The 18,609-nt window shown below is 66.4% G+C and carries 19 protein-coding genes; 13 read left to right on the plus strand and 6 right to left on the minus strand.

Annotated features, from left to right (window positions below):
- Nucleotides 1-28 precede the first annotated feature (28 nt).
- The 6 genes from KQ910_RS02385 (at nt 29) to KQ910_RS02410 (ending at nt 4,804) form a co-directional block, all read left to right on the plus strand.
- Complete coding sequence (locus KQ910_RS02385) at nt 29-1,003, plus strand: Bug family tripartite tricarboxylate transporter substrate binding protein (protein ID WP_216956810.1); 975 nt, start codon at nt 29-31, stop codon at nt 1,001-1,003.
- 631 nt (nt 1,004-1,634) lie between these two features.
- Nucleotides 1,635-2,033, plus strand: a complete 399-nt coding sequence (locus KQ910_RS02390) for a DoxX family protein (protein ID WP_216956812.1) — start codon at nt 1,635-1,637, stop codon at nt 2,031-2,033.
- A 105-nt stretch (nt 2,034-2,138) separates the two neighbouring features.
- The gene (locus tag KQ910_RS02395; RefSeq protein ID WP_216956814.1) at nt 2,139-3,131 is read left to right on the plus strand and encodes a Bug family tripartite tricarboxylate transporter substrate binding protein; all 993 of its coding nucleotides are present in this window, start codon (nt 2,139-2,141) and stop codon (nt 3,129-3,131) included.
- 13 nt (nt 3,132-3,144) lie between these two features.
- The gene (locus tag KQ910_RS02400; protein WP_216956816.1) at nt 3,145-3,483 is read left to right on the plus strand and encodes a Lin0512 family protein; all 339 of its coding nucleotides are present in this window, start codon (nt 3,145-3,147) and stop codon (nt 3,481-3,483) included.
- A gap of 13 nt (nt 3,484-3,496) precedes the next feature.
- On the plus strand, nt 3,497-3,841 hold the full coding sequence (locus KQ910_RS02405; RefSeq protein WP_216956817.1) for a Lin0512 family protein: 345 nt from the start codon (nt 3,497-3,499) through the stop codon (nt 3,839-3,841).
- 180 nt (nt 3,842-4,021) lie between these two features.
- Nucleotides 4,022-4,804: a glutathione S-transferase family protein gene (locus tag KQ910_RS02410; RefSeq protein ID WP_216956819.1), complete on the plus strand. Its 783-nt coding sequence runs from the start codon at nt 4,022-4,024 to the stop codon at nt 4,802-4,804.
- Nucleotides 4,805-4,816: 12 nt separating this feature from the next.
- Here KQ910_RS02410 and KQ910_RS02415 read toward each other — a convergent pair whose 3' ends face one another.
- The 6 genes from KQ910_RS02415 to KQ910_RS02445 form a co-directional block, all read right to left on the minus strand.
- Nucleotides 4,817-5,032 carry a hypothetical protein gene (locus KQ910_RS02415; protein ID WP_216956821.1) on the minus strand — a complete coding sequence of 72 codons (216 nt, stop codon included), beginning with the start codon at nt 5,030-5,032 and terminating at the stop codon, nt 4,817-4,819.
- An 81-nt stretch (nt 5,033-5,113) separates the two neighbouring features.
- On the minus strand, nt 5,114-5,641 hold the full coding sequence (locus KQ910_RS27085) for a UGSC family (seleno)protein (RefSeq protein WP_304627642.1): 528 nt from the start codon (nt 5,639-5,641) through the stop codon (nt 5,114-5,116).
- A gap of 11 nt (nt 5,642-5,652) precedes the next feature.
- Entirely contained in the window at nt 5,653-6,708 is a 1,056-nt protein-coding gene (locus KQ910_RS02430; protein ID WP_216956827.1) for a hypothetical protein, read from the minus strand.
- Between the two features lie 114 nt (nt 6,709-6,822).
- Complete coding sequence (locus KQ910_RS02435) at nt 6,823-7,743, minus strand: LysR family transcriptional regulator (protein ID WP_216956829.1); 921 nt, start codon at nt 7,741-7,743, stop codon at nt 6,823-6,825.
- Nucleotides 7,744-7,886: 143 nt separating this feature from the next.
- Nucleotides 7,887-8,975 carry an LLM class flavin-dependent oxidoreductase gene (locus KQ910_RS02440; protein WP_216956831.1) on the minus strand — a complete coding sequence of 363 codons (1,089 nt, stop codon included), beginning with the start codon at nt 8,973-8,975 and terminating at the stop codon, nt 7,887-7,889.
- Between the two features lie 2 nt (nt 8,976-8,977).
- A complete protein-coding gene (locus tag KQ910_RS02445) occupies nt 8,978-9,946 on the minus strand; it encodes a Bug family tripartite tricarboxylate transporter substrate binding protein (RefSeq protein WP_216956833.1) in 969 nt (322 codons plus the stop codon).
- A 95-nt stretch (nt 9,947-10,041) separates the two neighbouring features.
- Between KQ910_RS02445 and KQ910_RS02450 the strand changes: the two genes are divergently transcribed.
- From KQ910_RS02450 to KQ910_RS02480, 7 genes are all read left to right on the plus strand, one after another.
- Nucleotides 10,042-11,655, plus strand: coding sequence for a gamma-glutamyltransferase family protein (locus tag KQ910_RS02450; RefSeq protein ID WP_216956835.1), 1,614 nt, complete (start codon nt 10,042-10,044; stop codon nt 11,653-11,655).
- A 229-nt stretch (nt 11,656-11,884) separates the two neighbouring features.
- Nucleotides 11,885-13,480, plus strand: a complete 1,596-nt coding sequence (locus tag KQ910_RS02455; protein WP_216956837.1) for an ABC transporter substrate-binding protein — start codon at nt 11,885-11,887, stop codon at nt 13,478-13,480.
- 96 nt (nt 13,481-13,576) lie between these two features.
- The gene (locus KQ910_RS02460; RefSeq protein WP_216956839.1) at nt 13,577-14,512 is read left to right on the plus strand and encodes an ABC transporter permease; all 936 of its coding nucleotides are present in this window, start codon (nt 13,577-13,579) and stop codon (nt 14,510-14,512) included.
- Nucleotides 14,509-15,363 (plus strand): ABC transporter permease, encoded by an 855-nt coding sequence (locus KQ910_RS02465; RefSeq protein WP_439653312.1) that lies wholly within the window; start codon nt 14,509-14,511, stop codon nt 15,361-15,363. Before KQ910_RS02460 ends, KQ910_RS02465 begins: the two co-directional genes overlap by 4 nt.
- 10 nt (nt 15,364-15,373) lie before the next feature.
- Nucleotides 15,374-16,351 (plus strand): ABC transporter ATP-binding protein, encoded by a 978-nt coding sequence (locus KQ910_RS02470; protein ID WP_216956841.1) that lies wholly within the window; start codon nt 15,374-15,376, stop codon nt 16,349-16,351.
- Nucleotides 16,344-17,321 (plus strand): ABC transporter ATP-binding protein, encoded by a 978-nt coding sequence (locus KQ910_RS02475; RefSeq protein WP_216956843.1) that lies wholly within the window; start codon nt 16,344-16,346, stop codon nt 17,319-17,321. The genes KQ910_RS02470 and KQ910_RS02475 overlap by 8 nt, the downstream gene beginning before the upstream one ends.
- Nucleotides 17,322-17,336: 15 nt before the next feature.
- Nucleotides 17,337-18,554, plus strand: a complete 1,218-nt coding sequence (locus KQ910_RS02480) for an adenylate/guanylate cyclase domain-containing protein (RefSeq protein WP_216956845.1) — start codon at nt 17,337-17,339, stop codon at nt 18,552-18,554.
- Nucleotides 18,555-18,609 lie beyond the last annotated feature (55 nt).

The raw sequence follows: 18,609 nt of genomic DNA on the forward strand, positions 1-18,609 counted from the left end.
AGTAAAAAGCAAGAAAGAGGAGGAAGAGATGAAGCGCCGTTCCCTGCTGGCCAGTGCCGCACTTCTGCCGCTCGGCCTTCCCGTCCAGGCCCAGGACGCTTATCCGTCGCGGCCGATCACGATGATCGTGCCCTTCCCGCCCGGTGGCGTTGCCGACATCACCGGCCGGCCGCTGGCCCACGTGATGAGCCGGATCCTGAAGCAGTCGGTGGTCGTGCAGAACAAGGGGGGTGCCGGCGGCTCGGTGGGTACGGCCCAGGCAGCGCGCGCGGCGCCGGACGGATACACGCTGCTGATGGCGCTCTCGTCGATCTCGGTGCTGCCGGTGGCGGATGTCCTCCAGGGGCGAACGCCGGCCTACGAACTGGATCAGTTCGCTCCCATCGCCCTGATCAGCGCCGATCCGACGATCCTCGTGGTGCGCGAGGACGGTCCCTTCAAGTCCCTGAAGGACCTCGTCGAGGCCGCGAAGGCCAAGCCGGGCACGATCAACTACGGTTCATCCGGCGTCTACGGCACGTTGCATGTGGCGATGGAGATCTTCGCCACCGCAGCCGGGATCAAGCTGTTCCATATCCCCTACCAGGGCGGCGGCCCGGCCGTGGCGGCCCTGCTGGGCGGCCAGATCGATGCGCTGGCGTCCGGCCCGTCGGCGGCAATGGCACAGATCAAGGCCGGCAAGATGCGCGCGTTGGCCGTATGGGGGGACAAGCGCCTCGCGTCGTTGCCCAACGTCCCCAGCATGAAGGAGTTGGGCTACGACGCCACCTTCTACATCTGGTCGGGCTTGTTCGCCCCCGTGGCTACGCCGGCCACCATACAGGCCGCGCTGCGCGATGCGGTTCGGCGCACCGTCGAGGATCCGGAGTTCAAGGAGGCGATGGCCAAGGTGGAAACTCCGATCGCCTATCTGGATGCGCCCCAATTCAAGGTGTTCCTCGAAAAGGACGCAGCGCGCCTCAAGATCGCCGTGGAACGGATCGGCAAGGTGCCGGAGAAATAGGCTGCCAGCGGTCATCGGGGTTGCTGCGGAATCCGCTTTCAAATGAGTCCCCGGAAACAGCGCAGCGTGCAACCCCGGTCCCAAGCGGGGCGTTTTCTCCCCAGCGATCGCCAACCCCGGCGGTGGCGGCGAACATGCAGAAGCACCCCTGAAGAGCGACCGACTGAATGCCTGCGCCATAGGGCGGGCCTTGCTCATTGGGTGTTTTGAAAGCGATTGGAAACAGATGATGACCTCACACGCAGCAGACCCGCCCCGTGAAGTGCCTGCGGTCCCGCCCATTCCTGGAAAAGTCGATCCCGTACCGCCGGAAATGCCGGGACGTCCCGGCGTACCGATCCCGGAGGACCACCCGACGCCAGTCCCCCATCCGGCAGGCCCGCCGAGCCCGATCGCCTGAGATCCCTGCTTAGTCACCGCACCGGCGAGGACGCGCTGGGCCTGCGGCCAATTCCTGCTTGTGAAACCGCTGCTTCTCGCGACCGGTTGCAGCGGATCACAGGCGAACCTGTAACGAAGCGCGGGTGCTCACTGACCGTTTGGTAACCCGATCACCGTCCAATCGCTTGTCAGAAGCGAGAGCCGCAATGACGATGGCTTCCGCACGCTTCAACCTTGGGGAATTCTCGTCATGAACTTCGACGCTCTGGCCTCGGCGTGGGCTCCGCGCCTGCTCAGCATCCTGCGAATCATGACAGGACTGCTCTTTCTCCAGCACGGCACGGCAAAGCTGCTGAAAATCCCCGTCATCCCGATGTTCGCCAATCTCAGCCTCACATCGCTGCCGGGTATCGCCGGTATCCTGGAGCTGGTGGGCGGCGTGCTGATCATTCTCGGCCTGTTCACCCGCAGCGTCGCTTTCGTGCTGTCCGGGCTGATGGCGGTGGCCTACTTCATGGCCCACGCGCCGCGGGGCTTCTATCCCATCCTCAATGCCGGCGAACTGGCGATCCTCTTCTGCTTCGTCTTCCTTTACCTTGCCGCCGCGGGTCCAGGTCCCTGGAGCATCGACGCCGCGCGGCGGAAGTAGCGCTTAACGCGCCTTCGCCAAGACGCTATGGAACGACGGACGGCTGCCTTGTGCAGCCGTTTCGCCGTGCGCGAGATCCAAAAGAAATGAGCAGGAGGAGCGTTCATGTCCCGGATGTCGATGAACCGTCGCCGCTTTGCCGTTCTGGCCGGCACGACCGCGCTCGCCGCGCCGATGATCGGCTCGGGGGCCGCGCGCGGCCAGGCCCGCTGGAAGCCCGAGAAACCGATCACGATCTACAATCCCTTCGCCGCAGGCGGCGTCACCGACGTCCACATGCGCCTGCTCGCCGAGGCGGTGGGCAAGATCCTGGGCCAGCAGATCATCATCGACATCAAGCCCGGCGCTGCCGGCACGCTGGCGCCGGCGATGCTGCTCAACGCCAAGCCCGACGGCTACACGCTGGCGGTGATGAGCATCAATACGCTGCGCTATCCTCACTACCAGCAGACCAGCTGGAACCCGCTGACCGACTTCACCTACATCACCGGCCTGTCGGGCTACACGATGGGCATCGTCGTGCGCTCCGATTCTCCCTGGAAGACGTTCCAGGACATGATTGCCGCCGGCAAGAAGGACCCCGACAAGTACAATTACGGCACCTCGGGCGTGGGCGGCACGGGCCAGCTCATGATGATCGAGGTCGAGCAGGCCACCGGCGCGAAGTTCACCCACGTTCCCTATAAGGGCGGCGCGGAGTGGATGCAGGCGCTGATGAGCGGCGAGATCCAGTTTATCGCCGACGCCGCGCAGTGGGCGCCGTTCGTCGACGACGGCAAGTGCCGGATCCTGGCCTTCGCCACCGAGAAGCGCATCCCGCGCTACCCGGACGTACCGACCATGGTGGAACTCGGCGTCAACGTCGTGGGCCAGAGCCCCTATGGCCTGCTCGGTCCCAAGGGCATGCCGCCCGAGATCGTCAACACGCTCCACGAGGCTTTCAAGCAGGCCTCCGCCGAGCCGAAGGTGATCGAGTATCTCGCGAAGTTCATCCAGGTTCCGTGGGACAAGCCCCCCGCGGACTTCCGCGCTTTCGCCGAGAAGTACTATGCCGAGGTGAAGCCGCTGCTCATCAAGGCCGGTCTCGCGAAGCCCTGAACAGGAGACGACCATGGCGCTGAAAAAGGTGGCCCTCGAGATCGGCATGGGCACCGACATCCGGGGCGGCGACTACACCAAGGCCGCCGTCCGGGCCCTGCGCGACGCGCTGTGGCACAACTCACTCACCATCGCCACGGCGCTGGGCAAGTCGAGCGACGACATGGTGGTCGAGGTCCTGATCGGCGTGCCCCAGCCCGACCAGGTCGACACCGCGCAGGTGCTGGCGGTTCTGCCGCACGGTACCGGAACGGTGAAGGTGGTCGAGGGTGGACTCGAAGTCGCCAACGAAGCCGGCACGGACAAGACGGTGATCGCCCAGGCGGCCGCCATCGTTCGTCTGGATCTGTGAGAGGAGCAAGACGATGACCGCCAAGCGCGTGATCCTCGAACTCGGCACCGGCAACGACCTGCACGGCGGCGACTACACCAAGGCCGCGCTGCGCGCGGTGCAGGACGCCCTGCACCATTCGTCGCTCGCGATGATCCGGGCGCTGAAGATCGACACCAAGACCGGCATGTTCGTCGACGTGACGATCGGCGTGCAGCAGCCCGACAAGGTCGACGTGGAAAAGGTGAAGGCTTCCCTGCCGCATGGCATCGTCACCGTGAAGGTGGTGAAGGGCGGCCTCGACATCGCCGATCCGGAGAACAACGATCCGGCGGTGATCGCCAGCGCCGCCATCGCGGTCCGGATGGAGATTCCCTGAGGAATGACTGAAGGGTCCTTCGCTTCGCTCAGGATGACACTTTTGCTGGGATTGGCGCAGTGCGTCGATGCAACAAGGTTGTCATCCTGAGCGAAGCGAAGGACCTTTCTCCGACCTCGAAGCACGCACCGCATGGGCATTCCAGGCGCATGCGATGGCTCTACCCATGGAGTATGCCTGATGCTGCTCTACGAGCATCCGCTCTCGTCCTATGCCCAGAAGGTGAAGATCGCGCTGCGCGAGAAAGGGCTCGACTTCAAGGTCGAGACACCCGCCGCGCTGGGCACCGGCACGGCCGGCGGCGCGTTCGCGGCGGCCAGCCCGCGCAACGAGGTGCCGACGCTGATCGACGGCGACGCCCGCATCTTCGATTCGACGATCATTCTCGAGTATCTCGAGGACAAGTATCCCGCCCCGCACCTGCTGCCGCGCGATCCTGCGGCACGCGCCGAGGCACGGATGATCGAGGACCTCTGCGACACGCTCTACGAGGCGGTGAACTGGGGCCTGAGCGAGATCCGCTGGTTCAGGCGCGCCGAGGGCGAGCAGGCGGAGACGATGAAGGCCACCGCCGCACGACAGACCGCCGAGCTGCAGGCGTGGCTGGCGGACAAGCTCGGCGACCGGCCGTGGTTCAACGGCGAGAACTTCGGCTGGGCCGATCTCAGCGTCGCACCCTATCTCAACCGCTCGTTCTTCTACGGGCTGGGCACGCAAGCCGGCTCATCGCTGGCGCGGTGGCGTGACCGGTTGATCGAGCGCCCGTCCGTCGCCGGGACCTTCCGGGAATTCGAAGCCGCCGCGGCCGGCATGGCGAGTGCTGCCGAGCGTCTCACCTCGGGACAGATTCGCCGCGAATACCGCGACCATCGCCTGGAATGGATGATGAAGTCGGGCGGCCAGCAGATCGTCCTCGACGGGTTGTCGAAGAACAACATCCGCTTCACCTGGCCGTTGGGCTGAGCTTCGCTCAGCCTAGCCCCGTGCCGCGCGGCCCATGAACAGCAGGCCGGCGCCGGCGATCACCGCGACGATGCCGGCAATGGTCGGGATGAGAATCGTGCGCTGCTCGTCAGCCGTGACCTTGATCGGGCCGGCATCGACGATGGTCTTGCGCTCGGTGAAGGAAATATTGTCGATCGCCAAGCCGGCAATGCCGATCGCGATCAGAAGAACGCCCAAAATAGCCATCGGCTTCATAAGCCCGAACTCCCTTGTTCTTGGTTCCCTCCGGCAACGCAAAAAGTCGCCGGAGGTTGCCAGGCAGGGTATTCAGGCCTTGGGCTTCACCAGCATCGCCAGGCCCTGCTCGATGGCCGTGCGGGCCATGGCGCGAAGCTGGTCGTCGGTGGCACTGCTGACCGGATGGCCGATCTGGGCGAAGGCATAGTCCGGCATGCCGAGCACGCGGCTCATCATGTCGGCGGCGCTGGCGAAGCGGGTCGTCATCACGCTGAACGCGGGAACGTCCAGTCTTTCAGCGGTAACCGAGTCGTGCAGACTGCACGATGAGCAGGACCCTCAATCCCCCAGGCCGGAAACGACGGCGTCCCAGCCCTTGATCTCCGCCACGATGTGCGGATCGGCCGGGGCGCTGTAGTTCGACTTGGTGCGGCTCACCACGCTGGCGACGCCATATTCCTCGCGCAGGATCTGGTCGAGGTGCTTGAAGAAGCCCTTGGTGCCTTCCTTGCCGTTGGAGATGAAGCCGATGGTCTTGCCCTCCAGCGTGTCGAGACGCGGGGCGAGCCGGCCGGCCGGCGGCGCGGTGCCGGGCGTGGGATCGAGAACTTCGAACATGAGGGTTCCTCTTACTTCTTGGGAGGTTCGCAATCGACGCAGACGCCGATGGGAAGGGTGACGGCATAGCTCTTGTTGCCGAGCCACGGCGGGATCACGGCACCGAAGCCGCCGGCCGGTCCGCCGGCCGCAACGACCAGCAGCTGGTCGGGCGAGTCCATCGCGGTATAGACGCTGTCGCCGCGGTCGCGCACGACGGCGCCCTTGCCGACCTCGGCCCATTCGCGGCGATGGATGCGCGCGCGCTCGTGGATGAAGGTCGCGATGTCGGCCTTGGTCCAGCCGCCGGCCTGCAGATGCTCGCGCAACTGCTTGGGAATGACGATCGCGTAGTTGCCGGGATGGATCGAATAGTGGCGCATGTTGGCGCGCATCTCGGCCGCGAAGGTTTCCAGGATTTCCTCGGGCTTGGTCGTCCATTCGTTCATCAGCTGGCGCGGCGCGCCCGCGGACATCACCGTGACGGAGGACGCGCCCTTCGGCACGCCGCGATGCTCGGCCAGTGGCAGCCAGGTCATGTCTTCCTCGTCCTCGGCGACGCAGTAGCTGAACTTGCCGGGATGGCCGAGCGTCGAGCGGTCGATCACGCCCGGCCGGTCGTCCAGCAGGTTGATCAGGCAGAGCCGGATGGCGCGCCCGATGACCGCCGTCGCGCGGTCCGAGTTGGCAAGCGCGTTGAACGTGCCGCTGGCGCCGATCTCGAGCCGGATCGGCCCGTTCAGGATGACCAGCACCGCGCAGCCGCCGGTGCTGGCGGTGGCGCCGTGCATCAGGAACTCGTCCTGCATCATGGCGGTCCACGCCGTCACGACGACGGGGAAATGCATGGGCAGGCAACCCGCCATCACGGCATTGATCGCGAGCTTCTCGGCGGTGATGGCGAGACCGCGCACCGGCTCGATGCCGATCAGCTGGTCGGGCGGCATCATCACCCATTCGAGGCATTCCTGAACCGCTTCGCGCGTCGGCGGCACGATCGGCAGGCCGTCGGTCCAGCCGTTGGAATGATAGAGTTCCTGGACGGCCGAAATGCTGTCGGCCGAGTAGGATCGGGATGCAAACTGCACGTCGTTTCCTCCACCGCGCCGCGCACGTGACGCCAGACGGGCTGCCGCCAGAATAGCCTTCCGTGCGCCTATGCCAACCGCAAGCTGATAGCCGCAATTATTCCATTTCGTGCATCAACGCCCGGCGGGCTTCGGCCAGGCCCGGCGTGCAAGTGCGAGAAAGCCGGCCGCAGCCGGTGACGGTTCCCGTTCCCGCAGGAGAACGAGGCCGAGGCGACGCGAGAGCTTCGGCTCGCCGAGCGGAATGGCCCGCAGATCGCGGCCGAGGAACAGGCCCGTCGCGCCGGTCGGCACGATGGCGAGACCGACGCCGGCGCGCACGCAGCCCATGAGCGTCGCGAACTGGTTGACGATGACGATCTGGCGAAGCGTGAGCCCGGCAACCGACGCCGCGGCATCCACCGTCCGCCGGGTACGCGAATCGCTGGGTAGCGCCACCAGCGGCACGTCGCGCAACTCGGCCAGCGCCACGGTCCGGCGCGCGGCCAGCCGGTGGCGGCGCGGCACCACGAGGCAGAAGGTCTCGCGCTGCAACGCCTCACCCGAAATGGCGTCGGGCAGCTCGTCGACATAGGTGAGGCCGAGATCGGCGGCCCCGCTGCGCACCGCCTCGAGCACGCTGCCATGCACACCTTCCTGGACATGGATCTCGATGCCCGGCCGGTCGGCGCGATAGGCCGCGAGCAGCAAGGGCAGCGCACCGCTCGCCACCGACATGATGCTGGCGATGCTGAGCCGGCCGCGTTGCTCCTCCGCAACCTCGCGGATCGATCGCACGGTAATACGCAGATCGTTCAGCATGCGCTCGGCCACGGCCGCGAACTCGCGGCCGGCCGGCGTGATCTGCACATGGCGCGTACTGCGCTCGAACAGGCGTACGCCCAGCGCCGCCTCGACCCGCTTGATGGTGCGCGTCAGCGCCGGCTGCGAGATGCGCAGCCGCGACGCGGCCGCGATGAAGCTGCCGTATTCGCCGACGGCGAGGACCGCTTCGAGCTGGCGGGCGCTGAAATCCGGCAGGGTCGGCTGGGCCATGGCAGCTCACGCTTTGAGGAGCAGCGAAGGATCCCTCACTGCGTTCGGGATGACACCGTTCTCTTCATCGGCGCACGGCGCCTATCCCAACAAGAGTGCCATCCCGAACGCAGTGAGGGATCCTTGCCCATATCCAGCATACGTTACGCCGCCAGCATCCGCCCCGGATTACGCTGGCGCAGGATCGGCATGATCCACTTGCCGAAGCGCTCCGCCTCCTCGTCGTGCAGGTAGCCCGACAGGCAGAAGGAGTGACAGCCGAGATCGATGAACTTCTGCAACGTGTCGGCGCACTGCTCGGGATCGCCGACGATGGCGATGCCGGCGCCGGGGCGGACCTGGGTGATGCCGGTCCACAGATGCGGCTCGATGGTCTCGCCGATCGCCGCCAGCTCGCGCACGCGGCGGTTGGCTTCCGAGGTCGCGAAGCGTTCCTTCACGAAGGCCTTCTGCGCCTCGCTCGCATGTTCGACGAGCCCGTGGGCGAAATCCCAGGCTTCCTTCTCGGTCTCGCGGCAGACGACCTGCAGGCGCATGCCGAAGCCGATCGCGTTCTCGCGCCCGTGGCGCGCCGCCATCGACTTGATCTCTTCCATGTTGGCGCGAATGCGCTCGTAGGTGTCGCCCCAGAAGAGATGCACGTCGGAGTGCTTGGCCGAGATCTCCCAGGCCTGCTTCGAGCCGCCGCCGAGATAGAAGCGCGGATGCGGCTGCTGCAACGGATAGGGCCGGATCTGCGCGCCCTTGAGCTGGTAGAACTTGCCGTCGAAGTTCACCGGTCCGCGCGTCGTCCACAGCGCCTTCAGGATCGAGACTTCCTCGTCCATGATCTCGTAGCGCTCTTCCTTGCCCCACTTGATGCCTTCGGAGGCGCTCTCGGCCTCGCTCTGACCGGCGATCAGGTTGATGCAGATGCGGCCGCCCGAGAGCTGGTCGAAGGCCGTGATCATCTTGGCCAGAAGCACGGGATTGATGTAGCTCGGCCGCGCCGCCACCAGCATGCGCATCGACTTCGAGCGCGCCACCATCATGGCGCTGGAGATCCAGGCTTCCCAGCACGCGGTCTGCACCGGCACCAGCATGTATTCGAAGCCTGCCGCCTCGGCCGCGCCCACGATCTTGTCGAACAGCTCCAGCGACGGCGCCACCTGGGCGCTCGGCAATCCATAGGCGGTGGTGTCGCCCGCGGTGGGCAGGAACCAGCCGAATTCGAGGCGCTTCGGATCAGCCATCGTCATTCCTTTTCGATGCCGGCGGCCTTGGCGAGCCGGCCCCACTTCTCGATCTCCGACTTGATGAACGGCCGGACGTCTTCCGGCGCCTTGCGCTGCGGCTCGAACGAGATGCCGCGCAGGCGCTTGATCACTTCCGGATCGGTCACGACCTCCTGCACCGCCTTGTCGATGCGCGCCACGATCTCGGGCGGCGTCTTCGACGGCGCCATGATCACGAACCAGGCGTCGAGCGCGAACTGGCCGAGCCCGGCCTGCTGGAAGGTGGGCACTTCGGGAAGCAGAGGCGAGCGCGAATCCGAGGCCATCACCAGCGCCTTCAACTTGCCTGCCTTCACCTGCGGCACGGCGATGGCCACGTCGGCGAAGGTCATGTCGATCTGGCCCGACAGGAGATCGGCCAGCGCCTGCGGCGCGGACTTGTAGGGCACGTAGGTGATGTCGGTGCCGATCCGCTCGGCCAGCGTCGCCGTGATCACGCGGGCCGAGGGCGTTCCGGCGCCCGAGGTGAGCGGCGGCTTGGCCTTGGCGCGCTTGATGAAGTCGGCCAGCGTGTCCATGCCGGCATCGGCGCGCACCAGCAGGACGAACTGGATGAATCCGTAGAAGCCGGCCGGCGCGAAATCGACCAGCGAATCGTAGGGCAACGACTTCATCAGGTTGGGATTGCCGGCATGCGTCGCCGCCGTCGCGATCATCAGCGTGTAGCCGTCGGGCGGCGCTTTCGCGACGAAGGTGCCGGCGATCGAACCGTTGCCGCCACCCTTGTTGTCGACGATCACCGGCTGGCCGAGCTTCGGCGCCAGTTGCTCCGCCATCAGGCGCGCCAGCGTGTCGGTCGCGCTGCCGGCGGCATAGGGCACGACGATGGTGAGCGGCTTCGCGGGCCAAGTCGTCTGCGCCCGTGCGGGGGCTGCCACCGCCGAAGCGGCCCCGAGAATCGTCAGTGCCTTGCGTCTGCTAATGCTCATACCGGTCTTTATGCAAGCCGTGGCACCGATGCGCAATTGGCGCTGGTCGAAGCGCGAAAGAGGCGGCACGATCCGGCCGCCTCAAGGGAGAACTCATGCTGCAGCACGGCAAGCGTCCGACAATCGCATCGCGGCACGGCATGGTGGCCGCCGCTCATCCGCTGGCCGCGGCCGCGGGCGCCCGCATCCTGGCCAACGGCGGCAATGCCTTCGACGCGGCGGTCGCGACTGCAGCAGCACTGAACGTCGTCGAACCTTACATGTCGGGCCTCGCCGGCCGCGGTGTCGCGACCTGCTACATCGCCAGCGAGAAGCGCGTCCGCACGCTCGACTTCGTCGGCCCGATCTCGAAGAACTTCCCGGTCGACAAGCTCAGCAACCGTTCGCAATTGCAGCGCGGCGCCCTTGCCGTCGGCGCACCGGGCAATCTCGCCGGCTGGTGCGAGCTGAACAGCGCCCACGGCAAGAAGAAGCTGCCGGAACTCTTCGCGCCCGCGATCGCCATCGCGCGCGACGGCTTCCAGCTCATCGAATTCAACATCGAGGAAATCCAGGGCGTCGCCGGCGAACTGGCCGGACACAAGGCGCTCCATCCCGAATGGTCGCGCGTCTACACGGCCGGCGCGGGCAACGTGAAGCCTGGCTTCGTGCTGAAGCAGCCCGATCTCGCCCGCACGCTCGAGGCGCTGGCGACCGAAGGTCCCGGCCTGCTCTATGGCGGCGCGCTGGGAAAGAAGATCCTCGACCGGCTGACCGAGCTCGGCGGCTGCATGGTCATGGACGACCTGATGGCCGCCAAGGCGACCTGGCGCGATCCGGTCTCCGTCACGTATCGCGGCCGCACCGTCCACGTGCCGCCGCCGCCCTGCGAGGGCTTCCAGTTCCTGCTGACCCTGCGCATCCTCGAAGGCTTCGACCTCGCAAAGATGAAGCGCAACTCGACGGAGCATGTCGACACGGTGCTGCGCGCCGTCCGTCTCGCCGCCGGCGTGCGCATCGCGACGGGCGTGCCGGCGCCGCAGAAGCTGGCCGAAATCCTGTCGGACGCCCATGTCGAGACGCTGCGCGCCCGGGTGCGCGACGGCAAGCCGGTGATCGGCCCGACCGAGCAGTGGACGCCGCCGCAGGAGCCCGTCTCGGCGACCGACGAGAGCCACACGACGTCGTTCTCGATCGCCGACAACGAAGGCAACCTGATCTGCCTGACGCAGAGCCTGGGCAGCGTGTTCGGCTCGGGCATCGTGGTGCCCGGCACGGGCCTCTGCCTCAACAACTTCCTCTACTGGGCCGACGTCAATCCGCAGAGCCCGAACCGCGTGAAGCCGGGCGACCAGTTGCCGATGTGCATGGCGCCCTCGATTTCCACCAAGGATGGCAACCCGATCCTCGCGCTGGGCACGCCGGGCAGCTACGGCATCCTGCAGACCCAGCCGCAGGCGATGGTCCAGCACGTCGATTTCGGCCTGCCGCTGCAGCAGGCGATCGAGGCGCCGCGCGGCCGCCTGACCGACGGTGCCGAGGTGTTCCTGGAATCGCGCCTGCCGCCGGACGTCCACGCCGACCTGCGCAAGCGCGGCCACAACGTCACGACCGGCCCGGAATGGACCATGAAGGTCGGCGGCATGCAGGGCGTCGCGGTCGATCCGGAAACCGGCATCTTCACCGGCGGCTGCGACCCGCGCCGCGACGGCTACTGCGTTCCGGCGTAGGTGATTCGCTCTCCTCCCCATTCAAATGGGAAGGTGTCGCGTCTTACGCGACGGAGGGGTCAAGCGTGATCGCTCGTTCTTCGACGCTCCCGGACATTGCTGCGCAATGTCCTGCCGCTCAAACGGCCGAGCTCTGCTCGGCCGACGACCATTCGGCATTCCTCTTGCACTGGGACACAAGGCAAGATGGAATGCGTTCCAAGCAGAATGTTCAGGAGGGGGATGGTTGATGCGTAAACTGGCATGGCTCGCGGTCGCCGCGATTGCCGTCATCGGCGCCGGGGCGGCGAATGCCCAGCAGACGCCGCGCAAGGGCGGCACGCTGCGCATGACGGCGCCCTACGCCGCGAGCTTCGGCAGCCTCGATCCGCACGTCACGCCGCGCGCCCAGGACGACATCGTTGGCAAGGCGCTGCAGCGCTCGCTCTACAACTGGGACACCGCGGCCAACAAGCTCACGCTCGAACTCGCCAAGTCCGTCACCGCGTCCGCCGACGGCCTCACCTACACCTTCAAGCTGCGCGACGACGCCTTCTTCCATAACGGCCGCAAGATGACGGCCGACGACGTGATCTTCTCGTTCACCCGCATCATGGACGGCAGCAAGGGCTATCCCGGCGCCCGCTACGTTCGTCTGATCAAGGGCGCGGTCGATGTCGAGAAGGGCGCGGCCAAGGAAATTTCCGGCCTGAAGAAGATCGACGACTACACGCTGGAGATGACGATCACCGACCGCGTCGACCCCGGCTACTACTTCTTCGGCGGCTCGACCGCGATCCTGCCCAAGGAGGAAGTCGAGAAGGGCAACTACGCCTCCAATCCGGTCGGCCTGGGCCCGTTCAAGTTCAAGGAACACATTCCGGGCTCGCGCGTCGTGATGGACCGCTTCGACAAATTCTACAAGACGGGTCAGCCCTACCTCGACAAACTCGAAGTGCTGATCATGGCGGAAGCCGCCGCCCGCGACGTCGCCTTCCGCAACAAGGAGATCGACACCTCGATCCTGGGCCCGGCGCAGTACGTCGCCTATCGCGCCGATCCGCAGCTCTCCAAGGGCATCCTGGAAGTGGCCGAGATGTTCACGCGCTCGACGCACATCAACCTGAACTCGATCAAGCCGTTCCAGGACAAGCGGGTGCGCCAGGCGATCAACTATGCGATCGACTCCAACCTGATCATCTCGCGCCTGGTCAAGGACAAGGCCTATCGTGCGACGAGCTGGCTGCCGCCCTCCTCCGCGGCCTTCGACAAGACTATGAAGCCCTACCCGTACGATCCGGAGAAGGCCAAGAAGCTGCTGGCCGAGGCGGGCTATCCCAACGGCTTCGAGTTCGAGTGGACGACCAGCCAGAACGAAAGCTGGGGCCTGCCGATCGTCGAGGCGGTGATCCCGATGCTGGCGAGGGTCGGGATCAAGGCCAAGCCCAAGTTGGTCGAGGTCACGGTGCTGACCGAGATCCTGATGAAGGGCGACCACCAGACGCTCATCGCCTCCAGCCTGACCGGCCCGGACTCGCTCGCCACCCTGCGCTGCTATTATTCCAGGACGCCGCGCACCGCCTGCAACTATACCGGCTTCAACAACGCCGATTTCGACAAGCTGCTCGACGATGCCGCCCAGGAAGGCGACATGGCCAAGCGCGACGAGATCCTGAAGAAGGCCAACAACCTGCTCTACGAAGAAGCGCCGGTCTGGTTCTTCAACTACAACAAGGCGGTTCTGGCGTTCCAGCCGTGGGTCCACGGCCTGCAGCCCAACCCGACCGAGATCACGCACCAGTACCCGGAGAACATCTGGGTCGACGCCAGCTCGCCGGCCAAATAGCGTCGGACAAAGAAAGTTAAGGGTCCCTCGCTGCGCTCGGGATGACAGCACCTTTGTCATCCCGAGCGCCAGCGAGGGACCTTTAGAATCCCAGCAATGCTCATCGTCCTCGGCCGCCGCCTCGCCAACGTCATCCCGACGCTGCTCGCCGTCGTGGCACTCGTGTTCCTGCTGTTCTCCGTCCTGCCGGGCAGCTTCATCTCAGGCATGAACGAGGACGGGCGCTCGACCATCGACCCCGCGGTCATGGAGCGCATGCGCAAGGAGATGGGCCTCGACGATCCGCTGGTCGAGCGATTCGCCAAATACGTCGCGGCCACGGCGACCGGCGATCTCGGCATCTCCTTCCGAACGCGCGAGCCCGTCACCAAGATGCTGGCGGTCCGCATCTGGCCGTCGCTGAAGCTGGTCCTCGCGGCCATGACGTTCGCCATCCTGGTGGGCGTCACGCTGGGTTTCCTCGCCGCGCTGAAGCCCGGCAGCCTGATCGATACCGCCGCCATGGTGGGCGCCATCTCCGGCCTCTCGCTCAGCCAGTTCTGGTTCGGCCTGATGCTGATGTACCTGTTTGCGTTGAAGCTCCAGTGGCTGCCGAGCTTCGGCTACGGCGACGGCGGCCTGCGCAACCTGATTCTGCCGGCGATCGCGCTGGGCGTCGGACCGATGGCCCTGCTCGCCCGCACCACGCGCGCCGCGGTGCTCGACGTGCTCAACGCCGATTTCGTCCGCACCGCGCGCAGCAAGGGCATGAGCGAGCGCCGCGTAGTCGAATGGCACGTGCTGCGCAACGCGCTGGTCCTGGTCATCACCATCGTCGGCCTGCAGTTCGGCTCGCTGATGGGCCAGGCGGTCGTCGTCGAGAAGCTGTTCGCCTGGCCGGGCGTCGGCTCGCTGATGGTCGACTCGGTGTTCCAGCGCGACATGCCGACGGTCCAGGGCTGCATCCTGATGATCGTGCTGTTCTTCCTCGTCATCAACACGCTGGTCGACATCGCCTATGTCGTGATCGACCCCCGGATCCGGTACCGATGAGCCTCGCCCTGAAGATTCCCCGCCTGCGGCTGAAGGGCGGCTCCTCCCTCTGGGTGGGCGGCGGCCTGGTCGCCATCGCCATCTCCTCGGCCGTCCTCGCGCCGTGGATCGCGCTCACCGATCCGGTGCTCGACGCCAACCTGATGAATGCCGAGATCGCGCCCTGCTGGGAGTTCCCCTTCGGTACCGACGCGCAGGGCCGCGACATCTATTCCCGCATCGTCTGGGGCGCGCGCGTCTCGCTGAGCGTCGGCATCATCAGCCAGATCTGCAACAGCCTGATCGGCGTCACGCTCGGCCTCACCGCAGGCTACTGGGGCGGCTGGTGGGACGATCTGGTGAGCGGCCTCACCAACCTGATGCTGGCGATCCCCTCGCTGGTCTTCGCGCTCGCCATCATGGCGATCCTCGGGCCGGGCCTCGTCAGCCTCGTCATCGCGCTCGGCCTCACCAGCTGGTCCTATTCCTGCCGCATCGCCCGCGCCCAGGTCCTGTCGCTGAAGAGCCAGGGCTACATCCAGGCCGCGCGCATCCTGGGCTATGGCGACCTGCGCATCATGTTCACGCAGGTCCTGCCCAACATCCTGGGGCCGCTGATCGTGATCGCGACCCTGGGCATGGGCGGCGCCATCCTTTCCGAAGCGGCGCTCTCGTTCCTCGGCCTCGGCATCCGCCCGCCCTTCCCGAGCTGGGGCAGCATGCTGTCGGAGGCGCGCGACCAGATCACGACCGCGCCATGGCTGTCGGTGTTCCCGGGCCTCGCCATCTTCTTCACCGTGCTCGGCCTCAACCTGCTGGGCGACGGCCTGCGCGACTATCTCGACCCGCAATCGACGACACGGCGGGGATGAGGGCACGCGCATGACCACGCCCCTCCTCAAGGTCGATAGCCTGCGCATCGCGCTGGCCGGAGACGACGTCACCTACAACGCGGTCGAGAACGTCTCGTTCGAGATCGGCCGCGGCGAGGCCTTCGGGCTGGTGGGCGAATCGGGCTGCGGCAAGAGCATTACCGCGCTGTCGGTGATGGGCCTGCTGCGCCGGCCGCTGTCGCTGGCCGGCGGCAGGATCGTGCTCGACGGACAGGAGATCCAGAACGTCTCGGCCGCCGAGATGCGGCGTCTGCGCGGTAAGCGCATCGCCATGATCTTCCAGGAGCCGATGACGGCGCTCAATCCGCTGTCGCCGGTCGGCAAGCAGATCGCCGAGATGTTCGTGCTGCACCAGGGCGCCAACTGGAGCGAGGCGATGGATCGCGCCGAGGAGGCGCTGCGCCAGGTCCGGGTTCCCTCGCCCGAGCGCCGCATCAAGGATTATCCGCACCAGCTTTCCGGCGGCATGCGCCAGCGGGTGATGATCGCCATTGCGCTGGCCTGCGGCCCCGACCTGCTGGTGGCCGACGAGCCGACCACGGCGCTCGACGTCACGGTGCAGGCCGAGATCATCGACCTGATGGCCGAACTCTGCGCCGCCAAGGGCACGGCCATCCTGATGATCAGCCACGATCTCGGCCTGGTCGCCAACATGTGCAAGCGCGTCGCGGTCATGTATGCCGGCCGCATCGTCGAGAGCCAGGTGGCCGATTCGATCTTCGCGCGACCCAGCCATCCCTATACGCAGGGCCTGATCGATTCCCTGCCGCGACTCGGCGAGCGCGCGCGGCGCGGCCGCCAGAAGCTGCGCGAGATTTCTGGCGTCGTGCCCTCGATCGCCAACTATCCGGCGGGCTGCCGCTTCAATCCGCGTTGCTCGGCCGTCACCGATGTCTGCCGCACGGTCGTACCCGAGGCCACGCCGCTGCCCGCCGAGGGCGTCGTGAGGTGCCATCATCATGGCTGACGCCCTGCTTTCGCTCGACGACCTCGCCGTCCACTTCAAGGTCGGCAATTCGTTTGCCGGCGGCATCAAGACCCTGAAGGCGGTCGACGGCGTCACGCTGGACGTGAAGCCTGGCGAGTGCCTGGGCCTGGTCGGCGAATCGGGCTGCGGCAAGTCCACGCTCGCCTTGGCCATCATGGGCCTGCTGTCGCCGACGCGCGGCACGATGAACGTCGACGGCCAGCAGATCTCGGGCAGTACGCCCCCCGACCGCATGAAGATGGCGCGCACGGTCCAGATGGTCTTCCAGGACCCCTACGCCTCGCTCAACCCGCGGCAGACGGTGCGCCGGACGCTGGCCGATCCGCTGCGCCTGCACGGCGTCACCGACAAGGCCGAGGTCGAGGCGCGCGTCATCGAAATGATGGCCAAGGTCGGTCTCCGCCCGGAGCAGGCCGACCGCTACCCGCATGAATTCTCCGGCGGCCAGCGCCAGCGCATCGGCATCGCCCGCGCGCTGATCCTGAAGCCGAAGCTGGTCCTCTGCGACGAGCCGGTCTCGGCACTCGACGTCTCGATCCGCGCCCAGATCATCAATCTCCTGCTCGAACTCAAGGATGAGATGGGGCTGGCCTACATCATGATCAGCCACGATCTCGGCGTGGTCGAGCATGTGAGCGACCGCGTGGCGGTGATGTATCTCGGTCGCATCGTCGAACAGGGCGGTTGGCAGGAGATCTTCGAGAACCCGCGCCATCCCTACACGCGCGCCCTGATCGCGGCGATCCCCGACCCGTTCCACCGCGCCGCCATCAGCGCCGATGCCAAGGCGCGTGGCGAGATCGCCAGCGCGCTCAACCCTCCGCCGGGCTGTCATTTCAATCCCCGCTGTCCGCTCAAGGCCGATGTCTGCACAGCCGAGTATCCGGCCTTCGGTGAGGTCGCGCCGGGACATCGCGCGGCTTGTCATTTCCGCGACCGCATGGGCTGATGGGGCAACAGCCCCATGACACCACTCGATACCGATATCCTTCTCGACTGGATTGTCCGCCGCGGTCTCGATGGCGTGGACGAGGCCCAGCTCCTGCGCGAATTCTGCGAGAAGTGCCGCGAAGCGGGCCTCATGCTCTCGCGGGCGCTGTCCTTCGTCGACACGCTTCATCCCGTGCACGAGGGCCGTATCTATCGCTGGCGCGACGATTCCGTCGAGGAGGAGGCCGCCACCGACTATGCGCGCACCGACCAGGGCGGTCCCGCCGCGGAGTCCTGGCAACGCAGCCCCTTCTTCCACCTGCTGCAGACCGGCGGCGATGAACTCAGACGGCGCATCGGCTTCGGCGACGCGATCGACTTCACCGTCGTGCAGGAGATGAAGGACGCCGGGTACACCGACTACGTCGTCTTCATCCATCGTTTCGCCGGCGATACCAAGATCGGCGACATGGACGGCGTCTATTCGGCCTGGTCGACGCGGCATTCCGAGGGCTTCAGCGACGCCAACATGGCGGCGCTGCGCCGACTGGTGCCGGCGCTGGCGCTCGCAATCAAGAGCGCGGCGCTGGCGCGCATCGCCGACACCCTGGTCCAGGTCTATCTCGGTCGCGACGCCGGACGGCGCGTGCTGGAGGGCAGCATCCAGCGCGGCGTCGCCGACCGCATCGAGGCGGCGCTCTGGTTCTCCGACCTGCGCAGCTTCACCGCCATCACCGACACCGCCAAGCCCAGCGAGATCATCCCGCTGCTGAACGACTATGCCGAAGCGGTGATCACCGCGATCCACGAGGCCGGTGGCGACGTGCTGAAGCTGATCGGCGACGGCACGCTGGCGGTCTTCCGCGCCGACGATCCGGCCGAAGCCTGCCGCCGCGCGCTACGTGCCGAGGAAAACCTGCGGGCCCGCATGAAGGCGCTGAACGAACGGCGCCTTGCCGGCGAGCAGCCGATCACCACGGCCTATATCGGCCTGCATGTCGGCGAGGTCTTCTACGGCAATATCGGCAGCGTCGATCGCCTCGACTTCACGGTCGTGGGACCGGCCGTCAACGAGACCAGCCGCATCGCCTCGATGTGCCGCTCGGTCGACCGTCCGCTTCTCGTCTCGTCCACTTTTGCCGAGGCCCTTCCCACGGCCGAACGCGACCGCCTGGTTTCCGTCGGCCGCTTCGCGCTGCGCGGCGTCGGCAAGGCGCAGGATCTCTTCACGATCGATCCCGCGTTGCTGTAGTCGGTTAACTTACAACCGAACCGGGATTCGACTGGCGAGATTTCATATCGCCCAT

Source organism: Reyranella humidisoli, assembly GCF_019039055.1.
In the GTDB taxonomy this organism is placed as follows: domain Bacteria; phylum Pseudomonadota; class Alphaproteobacteria; order Reyranellales; family Reyranellaceae; genus Reyranella; species Reyranella humidisoli.